The organism is Pseudomonas sp. PSB18 (assembly GCF_014596565.1).
Lineage (GTDB): Bacteria > Pseudomonadota > Gammaproteobacteria > Pseudomonadales > Pseudomonadaceae > Aquipseudomonas.
Map to the genome: position 1 here is coordinate 391045 of NZ_NOIN01000003.1, position 19696 is coordinate 410740.

The window sequence follows — 19696 nt, forward strand, 5'->3', positions numbered from 1 at the left end:
GTGGAGTCCGTGCAATGAAAACGTCTACGTGTATTTCCCATCGGCAGCCGTTGCCCACCCAACTCACGTTGCTGGCAGCGCTGATCCTGTTATCCGCCTGCACAGTGGGCCCTGATTTCCAACGACCTGCTGCGAGCCTGTCGCAGCACTACGACGCCCAGGCCGAACGGCAACTCGGCGAACCGTCTCCGGCCCAACGTATCGACCTGGGCCACACGCTCCACGGCAACTGGTGGTCGAGCCTCCGTTCGCCGAAGCTCGACCAGGTGATGCGTCGCGCCATCGACGGCAACCTTGAGCTGGTCGCCGCCGATGCCACGCTGCGTCAGGCGTCGGCCTTCGTCGCGGCCTCGGAAGGTGCGTTGTATCCGCAAGTCGATTTCGCCGCATCCGCCGGCCGCCAGCGGACCCACAACGCGCCCCGGGCTGCCGTGGCGAGTTTCTATGGGGTTGGACCACGGGTGGCGTTCGACCTCGATGCGTTCGGTGGCAACAGCCGGCGGGCCGAACAGCAGCAAGCGGCGAGGGATCTGCAGCGGCATCGCTACGAAGCAGCGTACCTGACCTTGACCGGTGAAGTCGCCAGCCAGGCCTTGTTGCTGGCCTCGGCCAACGCACAGATGCAGGCGGTGGAGACGCTGCTGGCCAACGATGGAAAAAACCTCGACCTGGTGCGCGCTGCCCACCTCAATGGCCTGACGACCCAAGTCGACGTGACCCTGGCCGAAACCCGCCTCGCCCAGGACCGGACGCTGCTGCCGCCCCTCGCCCAACAGCGCGATGCCGCGCGCCACGCCCTGTCGATACTGGCGGGAAGGGGTCCGGCGGACTGGATCGCCCCGGACTTCACGCTGGATGAACTCGCCTTGCCGACCGACATTCCCGTCAGCTTGCCGTCGGAGCTGGCTCACGCCCGGCCGGATGTGCTGCAGGCCGAAGCCGAGCTGCACATCGCCAGCGCCGCAGTGGGGGTCGCCACCGCCAATCTCTACCCGCATATCGAATTGTCGGCCTCGCTGACACAAGCGGCCTCGGGCAATGGCGGTGCTGCGCTTTGGGGCTTCGCCGCCGGCCTGACCGCTCCGATTTTCAACGGCGGGACGCTCAAGGCGGAGCGGCAGGCGGCTATCGATGGCTACAACGCATCCCTCGCTCGTTACCAACAGACGGTCATCCAATCTTTCGGCCAGGTCGCGGACACGCTGCAAGCGATCAACCATGGCGGCGAACAACAGCGAGCCCAGGATGACGCACTGCGCGCCGGTGAAACCAGTTTGCGGTTGAACCGGCAAGCCTACGCCCAAGGCGAAAACAGCATCCTGCAAGTACTGGAAGCAGAGCGTGCCTATCAACAGGCCTTGCTCGGCCAGATCCAGGTAAAGACCGCGCGCTATCTGGACACAGTGCAGCTGTTCGTGGCCCTCGGCGGCAACAGCGTCGGTGTCCTGGAACAAAACTTCGCATCACGCGAAATCTCTTGCCGATAACGGCCCAGATCAAAGACTTTTGGAGAACAGCCATGACTTACGAAGCGTTTCACGATGACTTGGGCGCGACACGAATCGCGTTGAACAATGGCGTGGGCAGCCTGCCGGCGGTGGGCTTTGGCACGCTGTTCCGGAACCTGAACAGCACTACCGAGGCGGTGAAGTGCGCATTGGAGGTCGGCTTCCGTCATTTCGATTGCGCCGAACGCTACCGCAACGAGGACAAGGTCGGCATGGCGTTTCAGGAAGTGTTCGCCGCCGGCAGGATCCGCCGCGAAGACGTGTTTATCACCACTAAACTGTGGAACACCAACCACCGTCCCGAGCGGGTCAAACCGGCTTTCGAAGCGAGTCGCCGGCGGTTGCAAGTCGACTACATCGATTGCTACCTCATCCACACCCCGTTCGCCTTCGCCCCGGGTGAGGATCAGGAACCGCGGGATGCATTTGCGCATGTCATCTATGATGGTGGCGTCAGCCTGATTGAAACCTGGCGGGCACTGGAGGCGCTGGTGGATGAAGGCCGCTGCAAGTCCATCGGACTCTCGGACATCACTCTGCCCGCCCTCCAGGGGATTGTCGCGGCGGCGCGTATCAAGCCCGCCGTGGTGCAGATCGAAGCCCACCCCTACCTGCCGGAATGGGAACTGTTGGAGTTCTGCAAACAGCACGGCATCATCGTGCTCGCCTTCGCCCCTCTCGGTCACGGCATGACGCCGAACGTGCTGGAAGACGCGGTAATCACCGGCATCGCCAAGCGGGTAGGCAGGACACCAGCACAAGTGGCGCTGGCCTGGGCGGTGCAGCGCGGATCGGCGTTTTTGACCACTTCGTCGACGCCGAGCCACATCCAGGAAAACTTCAACATCGCGACCTTGCCGCAGCGGGCCATGCAGGAGATCAAGGAAGAAATCACCACCCGCATCCGCTTCAATTCGGTAGTGGAAACCGGTGTTCCCGGCTTCATTCCGCGCAAGCAGTGAGATTCGATAAAGCGGCGACTCGTTGCGTGGTCTTCGTTTTGTCCGCCCGGTAACCACGGGGCCAGCCCTATAATTTGCGACTCATTATTCGAGGTGAGAGCGATGGATGTCTTCCAGACCATGCGGTGCTTCATTGCAGTCGCCCAGGGCGGCAGCTTTACAGCCGCCGCCGAGTTGCTCGACACCACCACGACCAACGTGTCCAAGGCGGTTTCCAGCCTCGAAGCCCGATTGCACACGCGCCTGATCAACCGCACCACCCGGCGCCTGGCTCTGACCGAAGCCGGCGTGCGCTACCTGCAGCGCTGCGAAAAGATTCTGGATGAGGTACGGGAAGCCGATGAAGAAGCCGGCACGGCGCAGACCCTGCCGGCCGGCAGACTGAAGATCCATACCATGTCGGCCATCGGCAATCATTACGTGATCAACGCCATTGCGCGCTATCGGGAAATGCATCCCTCGGTGATGTTCGACCTGACCCTGACCAATCGGGTGCCCGACCTGCTCGAAGAAGGCTACGACATGTCCATCGTGCTGGCTCGCGACCTGCCCGATTCCGGTTTCGTCGCCCAACGGCTCGGCGTCATCTACAGCGTGCTCTGCGCCTCACCGGCCTACGTGGCAAAGCGTGGACTCCCGGCAACGCCAGGCGCCCTTTGCGAGCACGACTGCCTGAGAATCGTCAATACGGTCATGCCGGTGGAGAATTGGACATTCGAGGGACCCGAAGGCATGGAGACGGTCACGGTGCCCGTGTCTCCCCTGCACATCAACACGGCCGACGGGATGACTGTCGCCATAGAAAATGGCATGGGGATTGGCATCCAGCCGATTGCGTCGGCGGTGAAGGGCCTGAAGGCAGGCACCTTGACGCGGGTGCTACCGGACTACCATCTGGAGGAGCTCAACCTGTTTGCGATCTACCCGTCGCGAAAGTTCGTCGATGCGAAAATCAGGACCTGGGTGGCGTTTCTGAAAACGACCATCCCCGAACTGCTGGCATCGGATGAGGCCATTGCAGGCACAAGAAAATCGCCGGGCCGTTGACTGACGGGTGCAGCCGAATGGAGTGTCGACCCTCCATCTTTCGCACGGTACTCAACCGTTGGAACAACCACTGCCTATCACTTGATACTGCAAGACATGCCGCTGGCCATGAGAATCTTCATAGGTCATCTGTTGCGGCACCGGCCCACAGGTATCGCCTGTGTCGCTGATGGAAATCACCCGTTTGATGTCCAGGCTGGTCGAGTAGTTATAGATTTCGACCGCCCCGTCGTCGGCTTCGGCCATTGCCGAGGAATCGTCGGCATAAGCCTGTACACCGATGCTGCCCAGAACCAGAAGAAACGCCCATTTTGAAAGTTTCATGCTATTCACCGTCTCGTTGAAAGGTTCACCCATGGGCCGTTTGCTCATGGGTTGGAGACGATGCTAAAGACTGCTTCTCACGGGAAACATCGGTCGGTCGGACAAACACTCTGTCCAGAAAGCGTATGAATGAAGTGACGCATTCAGGCTTGCGCAAGCAGGTTCAGTTCACACACCCAGCACCCCACGAAACCCTCTCGCCGCGTAATACGACTGCACGCCATTGTGGTACACGAACACCCGGCCATAACGCCGGTCACCGAATATCGCCCCCTCCAGCGAACGAACGTCGGCGGGTGTTGCCAGCCAGCTGGACGTCTTCAAATCAAACGCCTCCAACGCCTGCAACTCGCGGTACTGATCCTCCGTCAACAGGGCGACGCCCATCTCTTCGGCCAGCTCAAGCGCACTGCCCCGAGGTTTGTTTTCCTTGCGAGCATCGAGGGCGGCGCGGTCGTAGCAAAGGCTTCTGCGGCCGGTCGGGGTTTCCTTGGCGCAATCACAGAAGGTCACGCGTCCGGTGTGCTTGTCGTGGCCGATCACGTCCGGCTCGCCTCCGGTGGTCTCCATGGCCTGAAGGGTTTTCAGCGCGGCGGGGTTGCTTTCGAGCCGGGCCTGGACGTCAGGCCATTGAAGATCCGGGTGGCGATGAGGGTTTTGTTCAAAGCGGGATTTCAGGGTCTGCAGGAGGCTTTTCTGTTCTGGTTTTTTCATGGCATTGGCGTCCTGGAACAAAGTGCCGGTGAACACTTAGGCGTTATGGAACTTCGAGTGCCCAGCCACCGCACTGGTATATTGCTCGACCAGGTCATAGGCCCCCAAATCGACCATTTCGATGTTATTGGGCGCCGTGACGGATTTGGTCATGGGCTGGATGACCAGGCCTTTCACCACGGGGGACCCGGGTTGATCAAGGCGTCAAGGATTTTCCTGACCATGGTGGTCTTGGCGAACACGCCCGTGGTCGAGGTGCTGGCGAGGTTGCGGGGGTGAAGAACAAATTGGTTTTCTTACCATCGCGCTTTTCCTTGGGAGCCAGTTCCATGATTTTTACATTCAATGGATCAGTCAGGCTGGTGTAGTCATCAAGCCGATTCACTGGAGTCCCTCCCGATGTATCCGGCGCGGATATTTCACTCTAGACAGGGGAATTCGGGACGTCCAGCGAGGGGGACTGGCTGTGCGGCAACGGTCGGTATAGGGGTGACTGACAGGCCGTCATCGCGAGCAGGCTCGCTCCCACATGGGGGGGCTGCGGTGTAGGCGGTATTGATGCACGACGCCAGCCCCTGTGGGAGCGAGCCTGCTCGCGATGGCGTCGGCACATTCAACATCCGTGTCCAGGCCTTTTTACAGCCGATAACCCACCGGCATCTCATGCCGTGTCGCGGTCTTCTCCTCGTGATAATGCGGCCTCCCCGCCGGCGACCTCATCAAGGTCGAGTTCGCCAGTACCGTCTCGGTCAGCAGACAGTCCTCCCCCCCAAACCAGCAAGCCAGGGCCGAGTTCCTGTTGCCATGCATGTCTACCACCACCGGCCAGTTCTCCAGGCCACCGGCGTCGCTGGGAGGAATATCGGGATAGTGTTTGGGCGGCAGGACCAACGCGTCGCCGGGGCGCAGCCACAGGTCGGCCAGGTAGATCTCCCGTGCCGCAGGCCGCCAGCGGGCGACGCTGATGACCAGGGGCAGGCGCCCGTAGCGAGAGAAAAAGGCGTGGGGAAAGTTGTGGTACTCGAGGTCGGTGGGGTTGTAGGTCAGCAGTTCACGCATGCGCTCCGGCCCCAGATACGGGGATTGATGGCCCGCCCATTTGCCGTAGGTGTATTGGCCCAGGATCAACTGCTCGTACTCGAAGCGCAGGCATTCGCCATTGGCGAGCAAGGTCATGCCGAAGGCCTGTGCCGTTTCCTTTGTGGCCCAGATGGGCTCGTAGCGTACTTCCTTGGCGCGGAAGTCGAATTGTTTGATCCGATAGGAGCCGGTGCTCGTCGGCACTTCACGGTCCCACCAGGTGATGCCGGAATAGCGGGCGCCCAGCAGCAGGTCGGGGTTCTCAGGTGTCAGGGAGATCAGCTTGCCGCGCACATAGGCGCTGGGCTGGGCCAGGCCATGGTCATTGAACAGATAAGGGAAGGTTCGCGGATCGAGCGCTGCTTCCGCGCCCTCGTCGATAAAGGGAACACTGTTGAAGACTTGCATCGTCAGGGACCACTCACGCAAGTAAAGCACGGGAGACCCGGCCGGATAGGCCGGGGCTGTCTGTTGGTTATCAACTATACGGACGATGCGCCTCGCGGAACCAGTCCATGCCATGGGGCAGGCGCCATGGCCGGACGGCGGCGCGCTTTTCAACCTGGGTCAGGCACATGGCGTTCATCCAGTAGTGCACCAGCAACAGATGGAATACCTCGTCGCCACGCCGATCCCAGATCACATCGTCTTGCTGGCGACCCGGTTCGATGGGTTTGAGCCGGCAGTCGTTCTGGTCATGCATGCCTTGCAGGCAGGTCCCCGTCTCGTAGTTGATCAGCAGCACCGGGTGGTTGATTTCCGGATAGGGTTTTTCCAGCTCCGGCATGTACCAGTATTGCCCGAGGTTGTGCCTGTCCGGGGTTTGCATGGCGATCCGGGTCTTGTTCTGCGGGTCGGTGGCCAGGGCCGGTTTGGAGTCGGTGTTGTTGCGCACGATGTACAGCAACGTAAACGGGTCTTCCTGAGTCTTTTCCGTCTGCACCACTTTGACCCGGCCGAACGAGTCATGACACAGGCGTGCCGAGACTTTCACCGTCGGGTTGAGGTCTCTGCCCGCCTGGCCGAAGCCGGCGATGATCCCGTCGACGCCCGGCGTTTCCAGGTCGTTGCCCGCCAGCACATACGTGAGGCCGGCCAACGGGTTTGGCGCCATGTACTTGGTCAGGGCGTCCCAACGCTGGAGCGCCTTGTCACTGGCGCCGTTCAGCTGCAGCGCCTCACGCATGCGACGACCCGGGTAGTAACGCTTGTCGCGAGGCCAGCGCTCAGTGGCCATCAATAGCTTATGCCCGCTTTTTTGTTTCACCAGCGAGGCCAGCGCATCCCAGAACTGTTCAAAGTCTTCGCTGGAGGCATCCGCTGCCGGCGGGGTGTGAAAGGTTTCGTGGGTTTCCTTGCTCTTGCTGTCGACGAACACTAGCCGCAGGGCTGGGCCGGTTGTCGCCGCGACAGATGCCTTGAGCCGATTGGAGCGGCCGAGAACAATCGTCGACTCCTGCCAATCCGCTTTGATTTCCGCCTTGTAGCTGGTGTACCACCGGTAGGCCTGTTCCACTGCCGTGCGGGTTGCGCCAGTGTTGATGAAGTAATAGACCGGCGAGAGGCTCAATTCCACAATCGCGGGATCGTTGGCCAGCGACTCGCGCCATTTGCTGAAATCCGCGTTGCAGTTATTGGGCTCCATCGAGTTGAAGTTGATCGAATGGGTGCCCCCCCGGGTGGTCAGGTTGGCCTTGCGATGGGCCAGGTGTTTCTTGACCGTTTCCGAAATCGAGGTCGAGGCGCTGCCGCTGACGAAAGCGCCGTACTCGGCCTTGACCATCGCATCGAGGGTGTTGGTCTGGCTGAGATAACTCTTGAGCGCGGTCATCGCGTAGTTCAGCGAGCCGCCGACGGTGACCTCACTGACGATATCGACACCGAAAGCGAGGAAGAAGTCAAAGAACGGCTGCGGCTTGTCCTCGTCGAAAGCCTCGGGCAGTGCCTTGACTCGTTCCTTGAAGGCTTCGGTGGCGTTGGCGGGGTCGACCGCAAGCGTCAGTTTCCACAGCCGTGCCGTGTGGCTGTAGAGCGCGGCCTCACGCTCCTCGAAGGTTTTGATCTCGCTGCCGAACGTGACTTTGAAACCCGCGGAAAAGGCACCGTATTTACCAGCCGCCTCGACGCTCGATTGGGTATGGCTTTCATAATCGTCGCGGGAAGAAAACGTCTCGACCGTGGAGTTGTCCTGGGAGACCGCTGTGCTCATGGTGACGTGCTTGCCCACGTTGTAGGACGTGTCTTTGTAGGGCACGGTCCGTTTACCCGACTCGGTATCACCGACCTTTTGACATTCCTTCCTGTCGCCGGCCCAGTCGAGCCGATTCAGGCCGCGTCCCAGTAACTGCGAACCGCCGATATCACGCGGATCATTTGCACTGCCTTGGAGTCCTTCGTTCATCGCCTTTCTCCCATCGCTCACGTTGTATCAACTGATGCCAATTGACGGGATTCAGTATCAGGAGGCCGCTGCCGAGCCGACAGTCCAGAGCGGTGTCAGTCCGGTATCAGTTTGGTATCAGGCAAAATGCCATCTTTTCGTTAACGTGGCGGATGGAGAGGAGTAGACTCGGGCGTCTGCCGTTGACTTCCCCTGGCGATCAACATGGACCCCAGACACCGCGTGCTCCCTGCCCCACCCAAGCGCGACGCTTCGGTGTCCGATGGTCGCGTACTGCTGGACGCCGGGTTGTTGAAAGGGCTGCGCAAACAACATGGCCTGAGCCAGGAGACTCTGGCCGAAGCCTGCCTGAACCGGCACCTGTGCGTGTCCATCGCCTCCATCAAACGCGCCGAAACCGGCAAACCGGTGCTCTACCGCACGGCCCGTCACCTGGCGACGGCCTTCGATGTCGACGTGAGTGCGTTGTTGGGCGCTGCCGTTTCGACGATGCTGGTGGAGATCGAGCAATCGGTCACCGAGTTGCATGAGAAGGCCCTGGCACAACAGGTGCTGAAACAAGCCGATGACGCGGTCATCCGCTACGTGCTGGAACTGTCTTTTGCCATCGAGGGGTTGCCCGAGGTATTGGCGGACGACATTGAACGCCTGGTCCGGCAATTTGGCGGCGCAGCACCCGTCATCGTCCAGGATGTCGTCATCACCCAATTCGGCTCACCCCAAGCGTATCGCAGCGACAGCGAGCGTGGCCTGTTGTGCGCACTGACGCTGAGCCGGGAGCACTTCGCGAAGCCGGGGCACGCTTTGTTGCTGCGGCTGGTGCGCCTGGGCAGCGAAACGACGATGCCGGAGGGCGATGCAATCCTGCTGGCACGACAGCCGTTGTCGGACCGTCACGGTCACGCACCGGTGTATGTCGCGCAGAACTTGCTGGAACAACTCGCTTCGCGCTTCGAGTTTTCCTCCACCAACGAGGCCTTTCCCGCCTATCGAAAGTGCCGGCGCTTGCGCAGCCTCGACGAAAACGCCCCCCGGCCGTTGGTGGGGCGGGCCATTGAGTTGCTGCAGTTCAAGGGCGTGATCGAAGCCACCCACGAGTGCCAGGACGGCCATGTGGTCTATGTGCGCGGCATGGCGGGCATCGGCAAGACACGGCTGGTCAGCGAGTTTGTCGACATCGCCCGGCAAAGCGGTTTCGCTTGTCATCGTGCCGATGTGCTGGACTTCGGCATGGACAACAGCCTCTGGCCGTTTGGGCAGTTGGTGAGCAGCTTGCTGGGTGTCGCTGGCGCTACGTCGATCAACGCTTCGCAGCTGGAGGCCGGGTTGTCCCGCCTGAAAGTGGCGCCCGAACATTGGATGTTCCTTCAGGTCCTGACGGCTGTTTCACCCGCCGAGCCGCCCGCTTTGTATGCAGCGATGAGCAGCCCGGCTCGCACCCAGGGGCTGCTGCTCGCCTTGCTCGAGGTGTTGCGGCGAATGGCGGTGCAACAGCCCTTGCTGATCGGCCTGGAGGACCTGCATTGGGGCGACGCCCCCTTGTTTACGCTGCTGGGCAAGCTGCTCGATGCCACGGACGACGCGCCCATCGTCTGGCTGCTGACGTCCCGCCCGGACGGCGACCCGCTGGAAACCGCAATCCGCGCGCACGCGAACACCCCCATGAGTGTGCTCGACATCGCGCCGATCCGCGCACGGGAGGCCACCGCCCTGGCCGCCCAATTCATTGATGTCGACCCGCATTACCGGGCCGATTGTGTCATCCGTGCCCAAGGCAACCCGTTGTACCTGACGCAGTTGCTGGCGAGCCAGGAAGGTACTTTTCCCGACAGCCTGCGGCACCTGATCCAGACCCGCGTTGACAAGCTGTCCTCGCACCAGCGTCACGCCCTGCATTACGCCGCGGTGCTGGGCAATCGCTTCGAACTGGCGCTCTGGCGCGAGGCACTTGGACAGCCTGACTATCTGCCAACGGCCGACATGCGCCAAGGGCTGCTGCGCGAAATCGAGCCGGGAAGCTTCCTGTTCGTCCATGACCTGGTCATGCATTGCCTGTACGACGCGATCCCCGACGTGCTGCGTGAACAGTTGCATCGGACGGTAGCGAAACTCTACCGCGAGCGCGACCGCGTGCTCCATGCCCAGCATCTGCTGCGGGGCAAAGACCCGGCGGCGTTCGATGCTCTGTTGGCGGCCATGAGCGAAAAACACCTCGCCTGTCAGTACGACAGTGTGCTCGCGCTGGCACATCAATGTGCGGTGTTCGTCGAGCGCACCCACAGCAGTTTCTCCTTCGCGTTGTTGTGCGGTCAGGCTTGTTCTGGTCTGGGCCAGACGGCGCAAGCACGGGAACACTTCCAGCGGGCGCTGGCTTTGGCGGAACAGCCGCAGGACCGGATCGAGTCGGCGCTGGGCCTGGCGGCAGTCCTCAATACCCTCGAATGCCTGGACGAAGAAGAACGCCTGATCGAAGACATGCTGCCCGTCGCCCAGGCCCTGCGAGCCCACACGGCACAGGCCAGGCTGTATCAGTTGCACGGCAACATCTATTTTCCCCGTGGCGACTATGTCGAGTGTCGTCGCTTGCACGAAGAGGCGCTCTCCTTTGCGAGGATCGGCCGGCACCTGGAAACCGAGGCCAAGGCCCTGAGCGGGATCGGCGACTCATACTACGCCCAAGGGCACATGCAGACCGCCTACGAAGTCTTCGACCAATGCGTGCGCTTGTGCGAGCGGAATGGGTTGGTGGACGTGGAAGCGGGCAATCGCAGCGCCCGCGGCTCGGCTCAGTTCTACCTGGGCCAGCCGCACCTGGCGTTGCGCGACGCCACGGAGGCCATCGAAAGCAGTCGCAGGATCGGCAACCATCGGGCGGAAGTGTTCTCGCGCCTGACCGCCTCCTGGGTGCTGGTGGCAAGTTCTCAGCAAGCGTCGGCAGAGCAGCAATTGACCTGCGCCCTGGAGCTGGCGCGCAACCTGGGCGCCAGCCGTTTCGAAGCGATCCTGCTGGAAGGACTGGCACGGGTGGCCTTGCACCAGGGTGAACGCGAGCTGGCGCAGACGTTGATCACGGATGCGGCAAGCCTGGTTGAACGCTTCGACCTGCACCGCTATATCGGACCTTGGATCTACGGCAGCCTGGCGATGATGGTCGACGATCCGCAACTCAGCGAACAGGCGCTATTGAAGGGCGAGACTCAACTCACCCAAGCCTGCCTCGCCCACAACATCCTGCGCTTTCGCGTGGCCGCCGCTGAAACCTGTCTGCTGGCGGGGAACATCGAACAGGCAATCCGGCATGGGCAGCAGATGGCCGTGCTGCCCGAATCCGCGTCATGCGCGTGGGTCAGTCATCATGTGCGGTTGATCGACGTGGCGGGCCAATGGTTGCAGGGCGATCAAACGAAGGGGGAGTCGTTGAAAGGCATTCAACGCGAAGCGCAGCAGATGGGCTTTGCGGCGACGATGCCGCGATTGCTGCAGTTGCTGGATGCTCAGTGACGTCGCGGACCTTCCGTTGGTTGGAGCCACGCCATCGCGAGCAGGCTCGCTCCCACAGGCGTACGTGGTGAACACAAATCTCTCACCTGCACAGAACCAATGTGGGAGCGAGCCTGCTCGCGATGGCGTCCGGACATTCGACACCTTCATTCCCGTGATAACCCAACCGCCAACGCCTATGCTGATCCCATCTCCTCGACAGGCCGGCCGTCATGATCCAATGCAAACGCGCCTACGAAGCGCCCGCCCCCGACGATGGCCGGCGCGTGCTGGTCGACCGCCTGTGGCCGCGCAATTGCCGCAAGGACGAATTGAACATCGATGCATGGCTCCAGGACGTCGCGCCGTCTTCTGAACTGCGCAAGGCATTAAAGAGCGGTGAGATGTCCTTTGATCAGTTCAAAACGGCCTATCGTCAGGAACTGGGCGCGCAACCGCAGCACTGGTGGAAGCTGGTCGACATCGCCTGCAATGGCACCCTCACCCTGGTTTACGCAGCCAGATCGCCCCTCGAAAACAATGCCGTGGTGCTGGCCGAATGGCTGGAGGATGAGGTGGAAAAACGGGCGCAGATGAGTTCGCCTGCGTGTTATCTGCCTGAGTTTCCCGGCCACTGAACCCGAGCCGACGCCAAAGGCTTTTCCGCATGACCGACCACCCGAACTCGCCACGGCAAGCCTTGCGACATCTCTATCTTCAGCTATAGCTAAGTCTTTACCGTGCGTTGAGCGAGGCAGGGATGTCAGTCACCAGGAAGATGACGGTGGTGCAATTGACCATGCTGACCGCCGTGAACATGCTCGGCTCAGGCATTGTGTTGTTGCCCACCAAACTCGCCGAGGTCGGGGGCATATCTATCCTCTCCTGGCTGGTCACGGCCACCGGTTCATTGGCGCTGGCCTATTCGTTCGCCCGCTGCGGGATGCTCAGTCGCAAGACCGGTGGCATGGGGGGCTACGCCGAATATACCTTCGGCAAGGGCGGCAACTACATCACCAACTACACCTATGGCCTGTCGCTGCTGATCGCCAACGTGGCGATCAGCATCACCGCCGTGGGCTACATCCAGGAGCTTCTGCAGGTCCGGCTGGACTCCTTGCAAGTGGGGTTGGCGACCATCGCGTTGTTGTGGATCACCACGTTCGCCAATTTCGGCGGCGCGCGGATCACCGGCCGGATAGGTTCAGTCACCGTGTGGGGTGTCATCGCACCGGTGGTACTCGTCTCGACCATTGGCTGGTTCTGGTTCGACAGCAGCATCTACGCCGCGGGTTGGAACCCGCACGACAAGAGCTGGTATGAAGCGGCGGGGGCCTCCGTGGCGATCACGTTGTGGGCATTTCTTGGCCTGGAGTCGGCGTGTGCCAATACCGACGCCGTGGAGAACCCCGAGAAGAACGTGCCCATTGCGGTGCTGGGCGGCACGCTGGGAGCGGCGGTGCTCTACATCGTCTCCACCAACGTGATTGCCGGAATCGTCGACAACCCTGAACTGGCCGCATCCACTGCACCGTTCGGGCTGGTTTTCGCCAAGATGTTCACGCCGTTCGTGGGCGATATCGTGATGGGATTGATGGTGCTGGCCTGCATCGGTTCGTTGCTGGGATGGCAGTTCACCATTGCCCAGGTCTACAAAAGCTCGGCGGACACCGGGTATTTCCTGCCGATCTTCGCCAAGACCAACAAAGCCGGTACGCCGATTGTCGGCATGCTGGTATTGCTTGCCGCACAAACGGCACTGGGCTTGCTCACCATCAGCCCTGACCTGAGCAAGCAGTTCGACATTCTCGTCAACCTCGCGGTGGTCACCAACCTGGTGCCCTACATCCTCTCCATGGCCGCGTTGATGACCCTGCAAAAAGTCTCCAACGTTCCCCCCGGCAAGGCCCTGGTGACCAACATCATTGCCTGGGTAGCGGCGGCCTACAGCTATCTCGCGCTCTACAGCTCGGGCGAGCAGGCGTTGATGCTCGGGGGCGTGGCGACCCTTTTCGGCTACACGCTGTTCGGCTTCGTCAACAACCGCCTCATTCGCCTTGAAGCACTCAATAACAGTGTGCCGACGCAAACCGTCAGCGCACAACATCTCAAAGGCGAGCCAGTACCGGTAAACCACTTGAATAAAGCCACTTCGGGGGCCTGCCATGACGGAAAACAAGCACACGCTCGGGATGCTCACCCTGCTGGTCAGCAGTCCGCCGGATAAACGTACGGTCTTCGGTCGAGCTCTGCTTCAACTGATCAGCGACGTGGAACAACGGGCCATCAGCATGCTGGTGTCGGAATCCCTGAGCGATGCCACGTCGATCCTGAATTCAGACCCGGCCATTCAATGTGTCCTGCTCAGTTGGGAAATGGACGACAGCGAAGGCCACGAGCAATGCATCAAGCTGCTGACCAACCTGCGTGAACGCAACACCCGGGTACCGGTCTTCCTGATCAGCGATCGCAGTACTGCCTCCAGTATTCCCCTGGTGGTCATGCAGCACGCCGACGATTTCATCTGGCTGCCGGAGGACACCAGCCGCTTCCTCAGCGGTCGCATCCTGGCGGCCATCGAACGGTATCGCAAAGCCGCCCTGCCCCCCATGTTCGGTGCGCTGGTCAGGTTTGCCAGTTCCTATGAGTACTCCTGGCACACCCCCGGCCATGCGGGTGGCACGGCGTTCCTCAAGAGTACCGCTGGCCGGGCGTTCTATGAGTTCTTCGGGGAAAACCTGCTGCGTTCCGACCTGTCCATTTCGGTCGGAGAGCTGGGCTCCCTGCTGGATCACAGCGGCCCCATCGGCCAGGGTGAGCGCTATGCGGCCAAGGTGTTCGGCGCCCATCGCACGTACTACGTCACCAACGGTTCTTCGATGTCCAACCGCGTGATCCTCATGGCCAGCGTCACGCGCAACCAGATCGCCCTCTGCGACCGCAATTGCCACAAGTCGGCCGAGCATGCGATGACCCTGTCGGGCGCGCTGCCCACCTACCTGGTCCCCACCCGCAACCGCTACGGCATCATCGGCCCGATCTTGCCGCAGACCCTGAGCGCCGAGGGGGTTAAAGCGGCCATCGCGAATAATCCGCTGGTCAAGAAAGGTATCGACCCGACACCGGTGCACGCGATCATCACCAATTCCACCTACGACGGCTTGACCTACAACGTCACCCGCGTAGAAGAATTGCTCGGACAAAGCGTCGACCGCCTGCATTTCGATGAAGCCTGGTATGGCTACGCGCGTTTCAACCCGCTGTACCGCAACCGCTTCGCCATGCACGGCGACCCCGACGATCACGATGATTCGAAGCCGACCGTGTTCGCCACCCAGTCGACACACAAACTGCTTGCAGCCTTGTCCCAGGCCTCGATGATTCACGTGCGCAATGGCCGCAACCCGATCGAACACGGGCGGTTCAACGAATCGTTCATGATGCATGCCTCGACGTCGCCCAACTACGCGATCATGGCTTCCTGCGACGTGAGTTCGGCCATGATGGAAGCACCGAGCGGGCAGATCCTGACCAGTGAATCCATCGAGGAAGCCGTCGCGTTTCGCCAGGTCCTGTCGCGCATGCACAACGAGATGTCGAGCAAGCACGAATGGTTCTTCACCTGCTGGCAGCCGCCATCGGTGCGCGTTGGCGCCAGCCAGATGCCGTTCCATGCGGTCGATCCGGTGTTGCTCAAGACGGACCCGAGCTGCTGGGTGTTGCACCCGAACGAGGTATGGCACGGCTTCGGCGACATCGAAGACGGCTATTGCATGCTCGACCCCATCAAGGTCTCGGTGTTGAGCCCCGGCATGGGTGACGATGGAGACCTGCTCGACTTCGGCATCCCGGCCTGCGTCCTGACGGCCTACTTGGAACATCAGGGCATCGTGGTCGAGAAGACCACCGACTTCACGATCCTGTTTCTCTTCTCCATCGGCATCACCAAAGGAAAATGGGGCACCCTGGTCAACGCCCTGCTCGACTTCAAGCGCGACTATGACGAAAACGCCGAGCTTGAGCTGTGCCTGCCGGACCTGCTGACCGCCAACCAGCAGCGTTACGCCGGCATGGGCCTCAAGGACCTGGCCGATGAAATCTTCGCCGCGATGAAAAAGAACAAGACCACCTCGACCATGGCCCAGGCTTTCGGCACATTGCCCACAGCGGTGTTCAGTCCGGTGCAAGCCTACGAAAAACTGGTCCGCAACGATGTCGAGCAAGTGACTCTGGAGGACGCAGCCGGACGCATCGCCGCCACCGGCATCGTGCCGTACCCACCGGGCATCCCCTTGCTGATGCCGGGGGAAAACGCCGGCCCTGCGGATGGGCCTTTGCTGGCTTATCTGAGAGCACTGGAGAGCTTCGATAGATCCTTCCCGGGCTTCACCCATGACACTCACGGGATCGAAGTGGAGAACGGCGTTTATCGTCTATTGGTGCTGAAGTCCGACGGGACGAACTTCAATTGAGGAAGGCGCCGATTCCTGGCGCCCCTTTCTCCAGCGGGTACAGAGGTCAAGCCAGGAGATGCCGGGAGATCACCTTCGAGATCTCGACGATCCCTGTCTTGCCGGTGAACTCGAATTTCACCTTGCCCAGGGATGAAAAGTAGATCTCCAGCTCGGAATCCAGATCGAAAGTGCCGGACGTTTCGACCGAGTAAGCCACGATGTTCTTGTATGGCAGCGAGGTGAAGTCCTTCTTGCTGCCGGTGATGCCCTGCACGTTCACCGCGATAATGCGCTTGTTGGTGAAGACCACGCCATCGCGCATGGATTTGTAAGCATCGATGACCTGCTCGCCGTCCAGTAGCAGAGCCGTGACACGCTCGGCATATTCGTCGTTCTGCTTGAGTTTGAAGAAGCCTTTATTGTTGAAGTCGATCATCCGTAAATCCTTGTCGAGTTGAAAAGCGTTCCAGGCTTCCTGGGGCGGATGGGATTCTGAAGCAGTTGGCGCGACGATCACAAGGCCGCGGACAGGACCGGCCAGGTGTGGGTGGACGAGATAGTGGCACTTCAGTAGCATTCAGCGACTTTTTGCCCCTTCAAGGATGACCCATGTTCGCCCTCCGCTGCCCGCCATCGCTGTTTGCATTATCCGCGCTGTTCGTATTGCTGGGCGGCTGCAGCGTCAACGGCTCTTATCCCGACGCCACCGAACCGGACGCTGCCAAGCTGCGATTCGTTGCAGATACCAGCAACGCCACGCTGGATTATTTCGATGCAGCCCATTGCGATGGGCAAACCACCGGCATCCTCAATAACCTGCTGCTCGGCGACACCGCACGGCGCGTAGGCATGAGCGTTCCAGCGCCCAAGGACGCCAAGGGGTACCTGGAAGTCAAGCTCAAGCCGGGTGAGCAGATCCACCTGCGGACCAACATGAATACCGGTTATGCGGTGTGCGGCAAGGGTTTCAACTTAACCCCCGAGGCCAATGCGGAATACGAGGTCAGGTTCAAGGCCGATAGCAAATACTGCATGACCCAGCTACAGCGCCTGCAACGGATCGATGGCAAGGACGTACGCACGCCGATTCCCCTCGTGAAAAACGACTTCCCCGCCTGCGCCGGTCGCAACCCGCTGTTTCCCAAAACCTACCCGGACACGCCCCATCGCCTGGAGCTGATGAATCGGGTTATCGATAAAAGCCTGGTCGTCACCGTGAAAACCGATCCGGCCAAGGAAAAAGTCGAAAATTATTCGCCAGAGAAACTGGACACATTGATCAGCGAACGCAAGGCCAAGCTCGGCTTCGATCTGCCGGCTGACTATTGGACGCTGTACCGGGAAAACCTGAAGACCTTTGGCGATGACATGGCGCAGAACAAGGCGCACTCGTTGGAACGCTTCAAGGACGAATATCAGGTGCGCCTGCGGCAGTTGAAGGACGAGCAGTTGGAACAGTGGGCATTGCCCAAGACCGCCAATGCCAAACCGGAGAAAGCCGAGATCGATCTGGACGTCGCGATGATGGTGGAGTACTTCCGGATCGGGAATGGAGTGACGGTCGAAGCAGTAGATCGTCACTTGGAAAGGATGGCGCGGATGGATGAGCGGTACGAGGTCTGTGCGCGGTTTGCGGAGTGCTGGAAACGCAACTAGCCGCTGACTCAACCACATTCCGAACCCGCCACAGCATTCTTGCGATGCTGTGGCGGGTTCAGAATCGGCGGCTGCGCCGGCGATTCCACAAGACCCCGACCGCCGTCGCGATGATCACCACCCCGACATTACCGAACAACCAGATTGCAAAGTTACGGCTCTGATCCGCCTCACTTTCGTAGAACGGCCCAAAATAGTTTCCGACCGCGATGAAAACCAGATTGAACCCGCCAACCGCCAGGGCAATGATCAAGAGGACAAACAACGCTCCCTTGATGAAATTCATATGACCCTCCAGAACCATATGTCCTTGGAGTCGTGGAAATCCGAAAACGTACCTTCGATCGAAAAGCCCATCTGTATACGCACGTAGCTCATCCAATCCGTCAGGCGCCGGCCATTCCACAAGTCGATGTGGTCACCACTGCGACCGGCGGTGGTTTCATTTGCGCGACGCCAGAAGTCCTTGAAAAAAATAACACCTTGCTGCCCTTTCAGGGTGTCTTCGAAGTCTTCACTCTTGACTGTCTTCATAGGCTGCAAACCGGGAACCCTGGCGCGATTCAAGGCATTGGCGAGCTCTTCGGCGGCCAGTATGTGCCCTTCGCTTTTGGGGTGTTGCCAACAATGGCGCACGCTTTTGAGCTGGCTCATGTCGGCACCGGCGCGACGCAGGGCTACGCCGAGGCTGATCGCACATTGGTCGCTGAAGTTCTTGGCGCCCTTGGTTCTGCAGGGCGCGGCATCGCCGAATATCTGCGGATGGCTGTTCCATAACTTATCGAATGTAAACATGCTGCCCCTTCCTTAGGTTCCTCGACTCTGACGGCGTAGCCTAGCAGATACCAGCCCCCTCTCTCGGACAGGCATCCTGCAACCGGCGGTTTTTCCCCTAGACTTGTCGTTTGTCCACTGTACGCCGGGTTTTGAATGAGCCCGTACGATAAAGACAAATAAAAAGGAACTTCGCAATGTTCAAACCTCTTTGGAAAGCGCTCGTCTGTACCCTCGCGTTCAGTGCATTGGGCACGGCCATGGCGGCAGAACCCATCGTGATCAAGTTTTCCCACGTCGTGGCCGAACAGACGCCCAAGGGCCAGGGCGCGTTGATGTTCAAGAAGCTGGTGGAGGAGCGACTGGCGGGTAAGGTGAAGGTCGAGGTGTATCCCAACTCCACCTTGTACAACGATGACAAGGAGATGGAGGCCCTGCTGCTGGGAGACGTGCAGATGATTGCGCGCTCGTTGGCCAAGTTCGAGCAGTACACCAAGACGGTGCAGCTGTTCGACCTGCCGTTCCTGTTCGACAACATGGCCGCGGTGGAGCGCTTTCAACAGAGCCCCGAGGGGCAGAAGCTGCTCAAGTCCATGGAAAGCAAGAACATCACCGGCTTGGCTTATTGGCACAACGGCATGAAGCAGCTGTCGGCCAACAAACCCTTGCGCACGCCCGAGGATGCTCGTGGCCTGGTGTTCCGGATACAGACTTCCGCAGTATTGGAGGAACAGTTCAAGGCAGTCGGCGCCAAGGCGCAGCCGATGATTTTCTCCGTGGCGTATCAGGCCTTGCGCGCCGGCGTCGTCAATGGCGCGGAAAACCCTTACTCGAACTTCTACAATCAGAAGCTGCATGAGGTACAGAAGTACGTCACCGAGACCAACCACGGCGCACTCGACTACATGTGGATCACCACGTCCGATTTCTGGAATGGCCTGCCGCCGGACATCCGCACCGAACTGGACAAGATCGTGGCGGAGGTGACCATCTATACCAACGGTGAGGCGGAGCGGTTGAACCAGCAGGATAAGCAACATGTCCTGGACGCCAAGACCACCGAGATCATTACCCTCACACCGGAACAGCGCAACGCCTGGCGGGACAGCATGAAGCCGGTGTGGGCGAAGTTCGAGAAGGAAATCGGAACGGATCTGCTCAAGGCAGCGCAAGCGGCCAATCAGGTTCAGTGACCGGACTGCCGATCGACTGAATATCGCTCTCCTGTGGCGAGGGCATTTATCCCCTCGCCACAAGAGCCGTGTCGCTTTGCTGCTCTTGTTCACCCCTCCTCAG

At 60.4% G+C, this 19696-nt stretch carries 16 protein-coding genes; 9 read left to right on the forward strand and 7 right to left on the reverse strand.

Annotation, left to right across the window (positions count from 1 at the left end; genetic code table 11):
* Window positions 1-14: 14 nt before the first annotated feature.
* The 3 genes from CGA22_RS09565 (at window position 15) to CGA22_RS09575 (ending at window position 3517) form a co-directional block, all read left to right on the forward strand.
* Window positions 15-1487 (forward strand): efflux transporter outer membrane subunit, encoded by a 1473-nt coding sequence (locus tag CGA22_RS09565; protein ID WP_188258555.1) that lies wholly within the window; start codon window positions 15-17, stop codon window positions 1485-1487.
* A 32-nt stretch (window positions 1488-1519) separates the two neighbouring features.
* Window positions 1520-2470, forward strand: a complete 951-nt coding sequence (locus CGA22_RS09570; RefSeq protein WP_041023425.1) for an aldo/keto reductase — start codon at window positions 1520-1522, stop codon at window positions 2468-2470.
* A gap of 102 nt (window positions 2471-2572) precedes the next feature.
* The gene (locus tag CGA22_RS09575; RefSeq protein WP_041023426.1) at window positions 2573-3517 is read left to right on the forward strand and encodes a LysR family transcriptional regulator; all 945 of its coding nucleotides are present in this window, start codon (window positions 2573-2575) and stop codon (window positions 3515-3517) included.
* A 51-nt stretch (window positions 3518-3568) separates the two neighbouring features.
* Here CGA22_RS09575 and CGA22_RS09580 read toward each other — a convergent pair whose 3' ends face one another.
* From CGA22_RS09580 to CGA22_RS09595, 4 genes are all read right to left on the reverse strand, one after another.
* The gene (locus CGA22_RS09580) at window positions 3569-3841 is read right to left on the reverse strand and encodes a DUF2790 domain-containing protein (protein ID WP_041023436.1); all 273 of its coding nucleotides are present in this window, start codon (window positions 3839-3841) and stop codon (window positions 3569-3571) included.
* A 168-nt stretch (window positions 3842-4009) separates the two neighbouring features.
* Window positions 4010-4555 (reverse strand): DUF4256 domain-containing protein, encoded by a 546-nt coding sequence (locus CGA22_RS09585; protein ID WP_041023437.1) that lies wholly within the window; start codon window positions 4553-4555, stop codon window positions 4010-4012.
* Between the two features lie 636 nt (window positions 4556-5191).
* Entirely contained in the window at window positions 5192-6043 is an 852-nt protein-coding gene (locus tag CGA22_RS09590) for a hypothetical protein (RefSeq protein ID WP_041023427.1), read from the reverse strand.
* 70 nt (window positions 6044-6113) lie between these two features.
* On the reverse strand, window positions 6114-8036 hold the full coding sequence (locus tag CGA22_RS09595) for an MAC/perforin domain-containing protein (RefSeq protein ID WP_041023428.1): 1923 nt from the start codon (window positions 8034-8036) through the stop codon (window positions 6114-6116).
* A gap of 204 nt (window positions 8037-8240) precedes the next feature.
* On the opposite strand from CGA22_RS09595, the gene CGA22_RS09600 reads away from it, so the two are divergent.
* The 4 genes from CGA22_RS09600 (at window position 8241) to CGA22_RS09615 (ending at window position 15988) form a co-directional block, all read left to right on the forward strand.
* Window positions 8241-11537, forward strand: a complete 3297-nt coding sequence (locus CGA22_RS09600; RefSeq protein WP_041023429.1) for an ATP-binding protein — start codon at window positions 8241-8243, stop codon at window positions 11535-11537.
* 212 nt (window positions 11538-11749) lie between these two features.
* A complete protein-coding gene (locus CGA22_RS09605) occupies window positions 11750-12154 on the forward strand; it encodes a DUF488 domain-containing protein (protein WP_041023430.1) in 405 nt (134 codons plus the stop codon).
* A gap of 122 nt (window positions 12155-12276) precedes the next feature.
* Window positions 12277-13743 (forward strand): putrescine-ornithine antiporter, encoded by a 1467-nt coding sequence (gene potE / locus CGA22_RS09610; protein ID WP_223194721.1) that lies wholly within the window; start codon window positions 12277-12279, stop codon window positions 13741-13743.
* The gene (locus CGA22_RS09615) at window positions 13682-15988 is read left to right on the forward strand and encodes an Orn/Lys/Arg decarboxylase N-terminal domain-containing protein (protein WP_041023431.1); all 2307 of its coding nucleotides are present in this window, start codon (window positions 13682-13684) and stop codon (window positions 15986-15988) included. Before potE ends, CGA22_RS09615 begins: the two co-directional genes overlap by 62 nt.
* A 46-nt stretch (window positions 15989-16034) precedes the next feature.
* Here the strand turns inward: CGA22_RS09615 and CGA22_RS09620 are convergent, their stop codons facing one another.
* Window positions 16035-16406, reverse strand: coding sequence for a PH domain-containing protein (locus tag CGA22_RS09620; protein ID WP_039592153.1), 372 nt, complete (start codon window positions 16404-16406; stop codon window positions 16035-16037).
* A 173-nt stretch (window positions 16407-16579) separates the two neighbouring features.
* Between CGA22_RS09620 and CGA22_RS09625 the strand changes: the two genes are divergently transcribed.
* The gene (locus CGA22_RS09625) at window positions 16580-17626 is read left to right on the forward strand and encodes a hypothetical protein (RefSeq protein ID WP_188258556.1); all 1047 of its coding nucleotides are present in this window, start codon (window positions 16580-16582) and stop codon (window positions 17624-17626) included.
* Window positions 17627-17684: 58 nt separating this feature from the next.
* Here the strand turns inward: CGA22_RS09625 and CGA22_RS09630 are convergent, their stop codons facing one another.
* Together CGA22_RS09630 and CGA22_RS09635 are read right to left on the reverse strand one after the other, a co-directional pair.
* Entirely contained in the window at window positions 17685-17912 is a 228-nt protein-coding gene (locus CGA22_RS09630) for a membrane protein (RefSeq protein WP_041021271.1), read from the reverse strand.
* Window positions 17909-18421 carry a type VI secretion system amidase effector protein Tae4 gene (locus CGA22_RS09635; protein WP_041021272.1) on the reverse strand — a complete coding sequence of 171 codons (513 nt, stop codon included), beginning with the start codon at window positions 18419-18421 and terminating at the stop codon, window positions 17909-17911. The genes CGA22_RS09630 and CGA22_RS09635 overlap by 4 nt, the downstream gene beginning before the upstream one ends.
* Before the next feature lie 176 nt (window positions 18422-18597).
* Between CGA22_RS09635 and CGA22_RS09640 the strand changes: the two genes are divergently transcribed.
* Complete coding sequence (locus CGA22_RS09640; protein ID WP_041021273.1) at window positions 18598-19593, forward strand: TRAP transporter substrate-binding protein; 996 nt, start codon at window positions 18598-18600, stop codon at window positions 19591-19593.
* Window positions 19594-19696: the final 103 nt, after the last annotated feature.

Coding starts and splice junctions, on each gene's coding strand:
- CGA22_RS09565 (WP_188258555.1), top strand. CDS start 15: ATGAAAACGTCTACGTGTATTTCCCATCGGCAGCCGTTGCCCACCCAA.
- CGA22_RS09570 (WP_041023425.1), top strand. CDS start 1,520: ATGACTTACGAAGCGTTTCACGATGACTTGGGCGCGACACGAATCGCG.
- CGA22_RS09575 (WP_041023426.1), top strand. CDS start 2,573: ATGGATGTCTTCCAGACCATGCGGTGCTTCATTGCAGTCGCCCAGGGC.
- CGA22_RS09580 (WP_041023436.1), bottom strand. CDS start 3,841: ATGAAACTTTCAAAATGGGCGTTTCTTCTGGTTCTGGGCAGCATCGGT.
- CGA22_RS09585 (WP_041023437.1), bottom strand. CDS start 4,555: ATGAAAAAACCAGAACAGAAAAGCCTCCTGCAGACCCTGAAATCCCGC.
- CGA22_RS09590 (WP_041023427.1), bottom strand. CDS start 6,043: ATGCAAGTCTTCAACAGTGTTCCCTTTATCGACGAGGGCGCGGAAGCA.
- CGA22_RS09595 (WP_041023428.1), bottom strand. CDS start 8,036: ATGAACGAAGGACTCCAAGGCAGTGCAAATGATCCGCGTGATATCGGC.
- CGA22_RS09600 (WP_041023429.1), top strand. CDS start 8,241: ATGGACCCCAGACACCGCGTGCTCCCTGCCCCACCCAAGCGCGACGCT.
- CGA22_RS09605 (WP_041023430.1), top strand. CDS start 11,750: ATGATCCAATGCAAACGCGCCTACGAAGCGCCCGCCCCCGACGATGGC.
- potE (WP_223194721.1), top strand. CDS start 12,277: ATGTCAGTCACCAGGAAGATGACGGTGGTGCAATTGACCATGCTGACC.
- CGA22_RS09615 (WP_041023431.1), top strand. CDS start 13,682: ATGACGGAAAACAAGCACACGCTCGGGATGCTCACCCTGCTGGTCAGC.
- CGA22_RS09620 (WP_039592153.1), bottom strand. CDS start 16,406: ATGATCGACTTCAACAATAAAGGCTTCTTCAAACTCAAGCAGAACGAC.
- CGA22_RS09625 (WP_188258556.1), top strand. CDS start 16,580: ATGTTCGCCCTCCGCTGCCCGCCATCGCTGTTTGCATTATCCGCGCTG.
- CGA22_RS09630 (WP_041021271.1), bottom strand. CDS start 17,912: ATGAATTTCATCAAGGGAGCGTTGTTTGTCCTCTTGATCATTGCCCTG.
- CGA22_RS09635 (WP_041021272.1), bottom strand. CDS start 18,421: ATGTTTACATTCGATAAGTTATGGAACAGCCATCCGCAGATATTCGGC.
- CGA22_RS09640 (WP_041021273.1), top strand. CDS start 18,598: ATGTTCAAACCTCTTTGGAAAGCGCTCGTCTGTACCCTCGCGTTCAGT.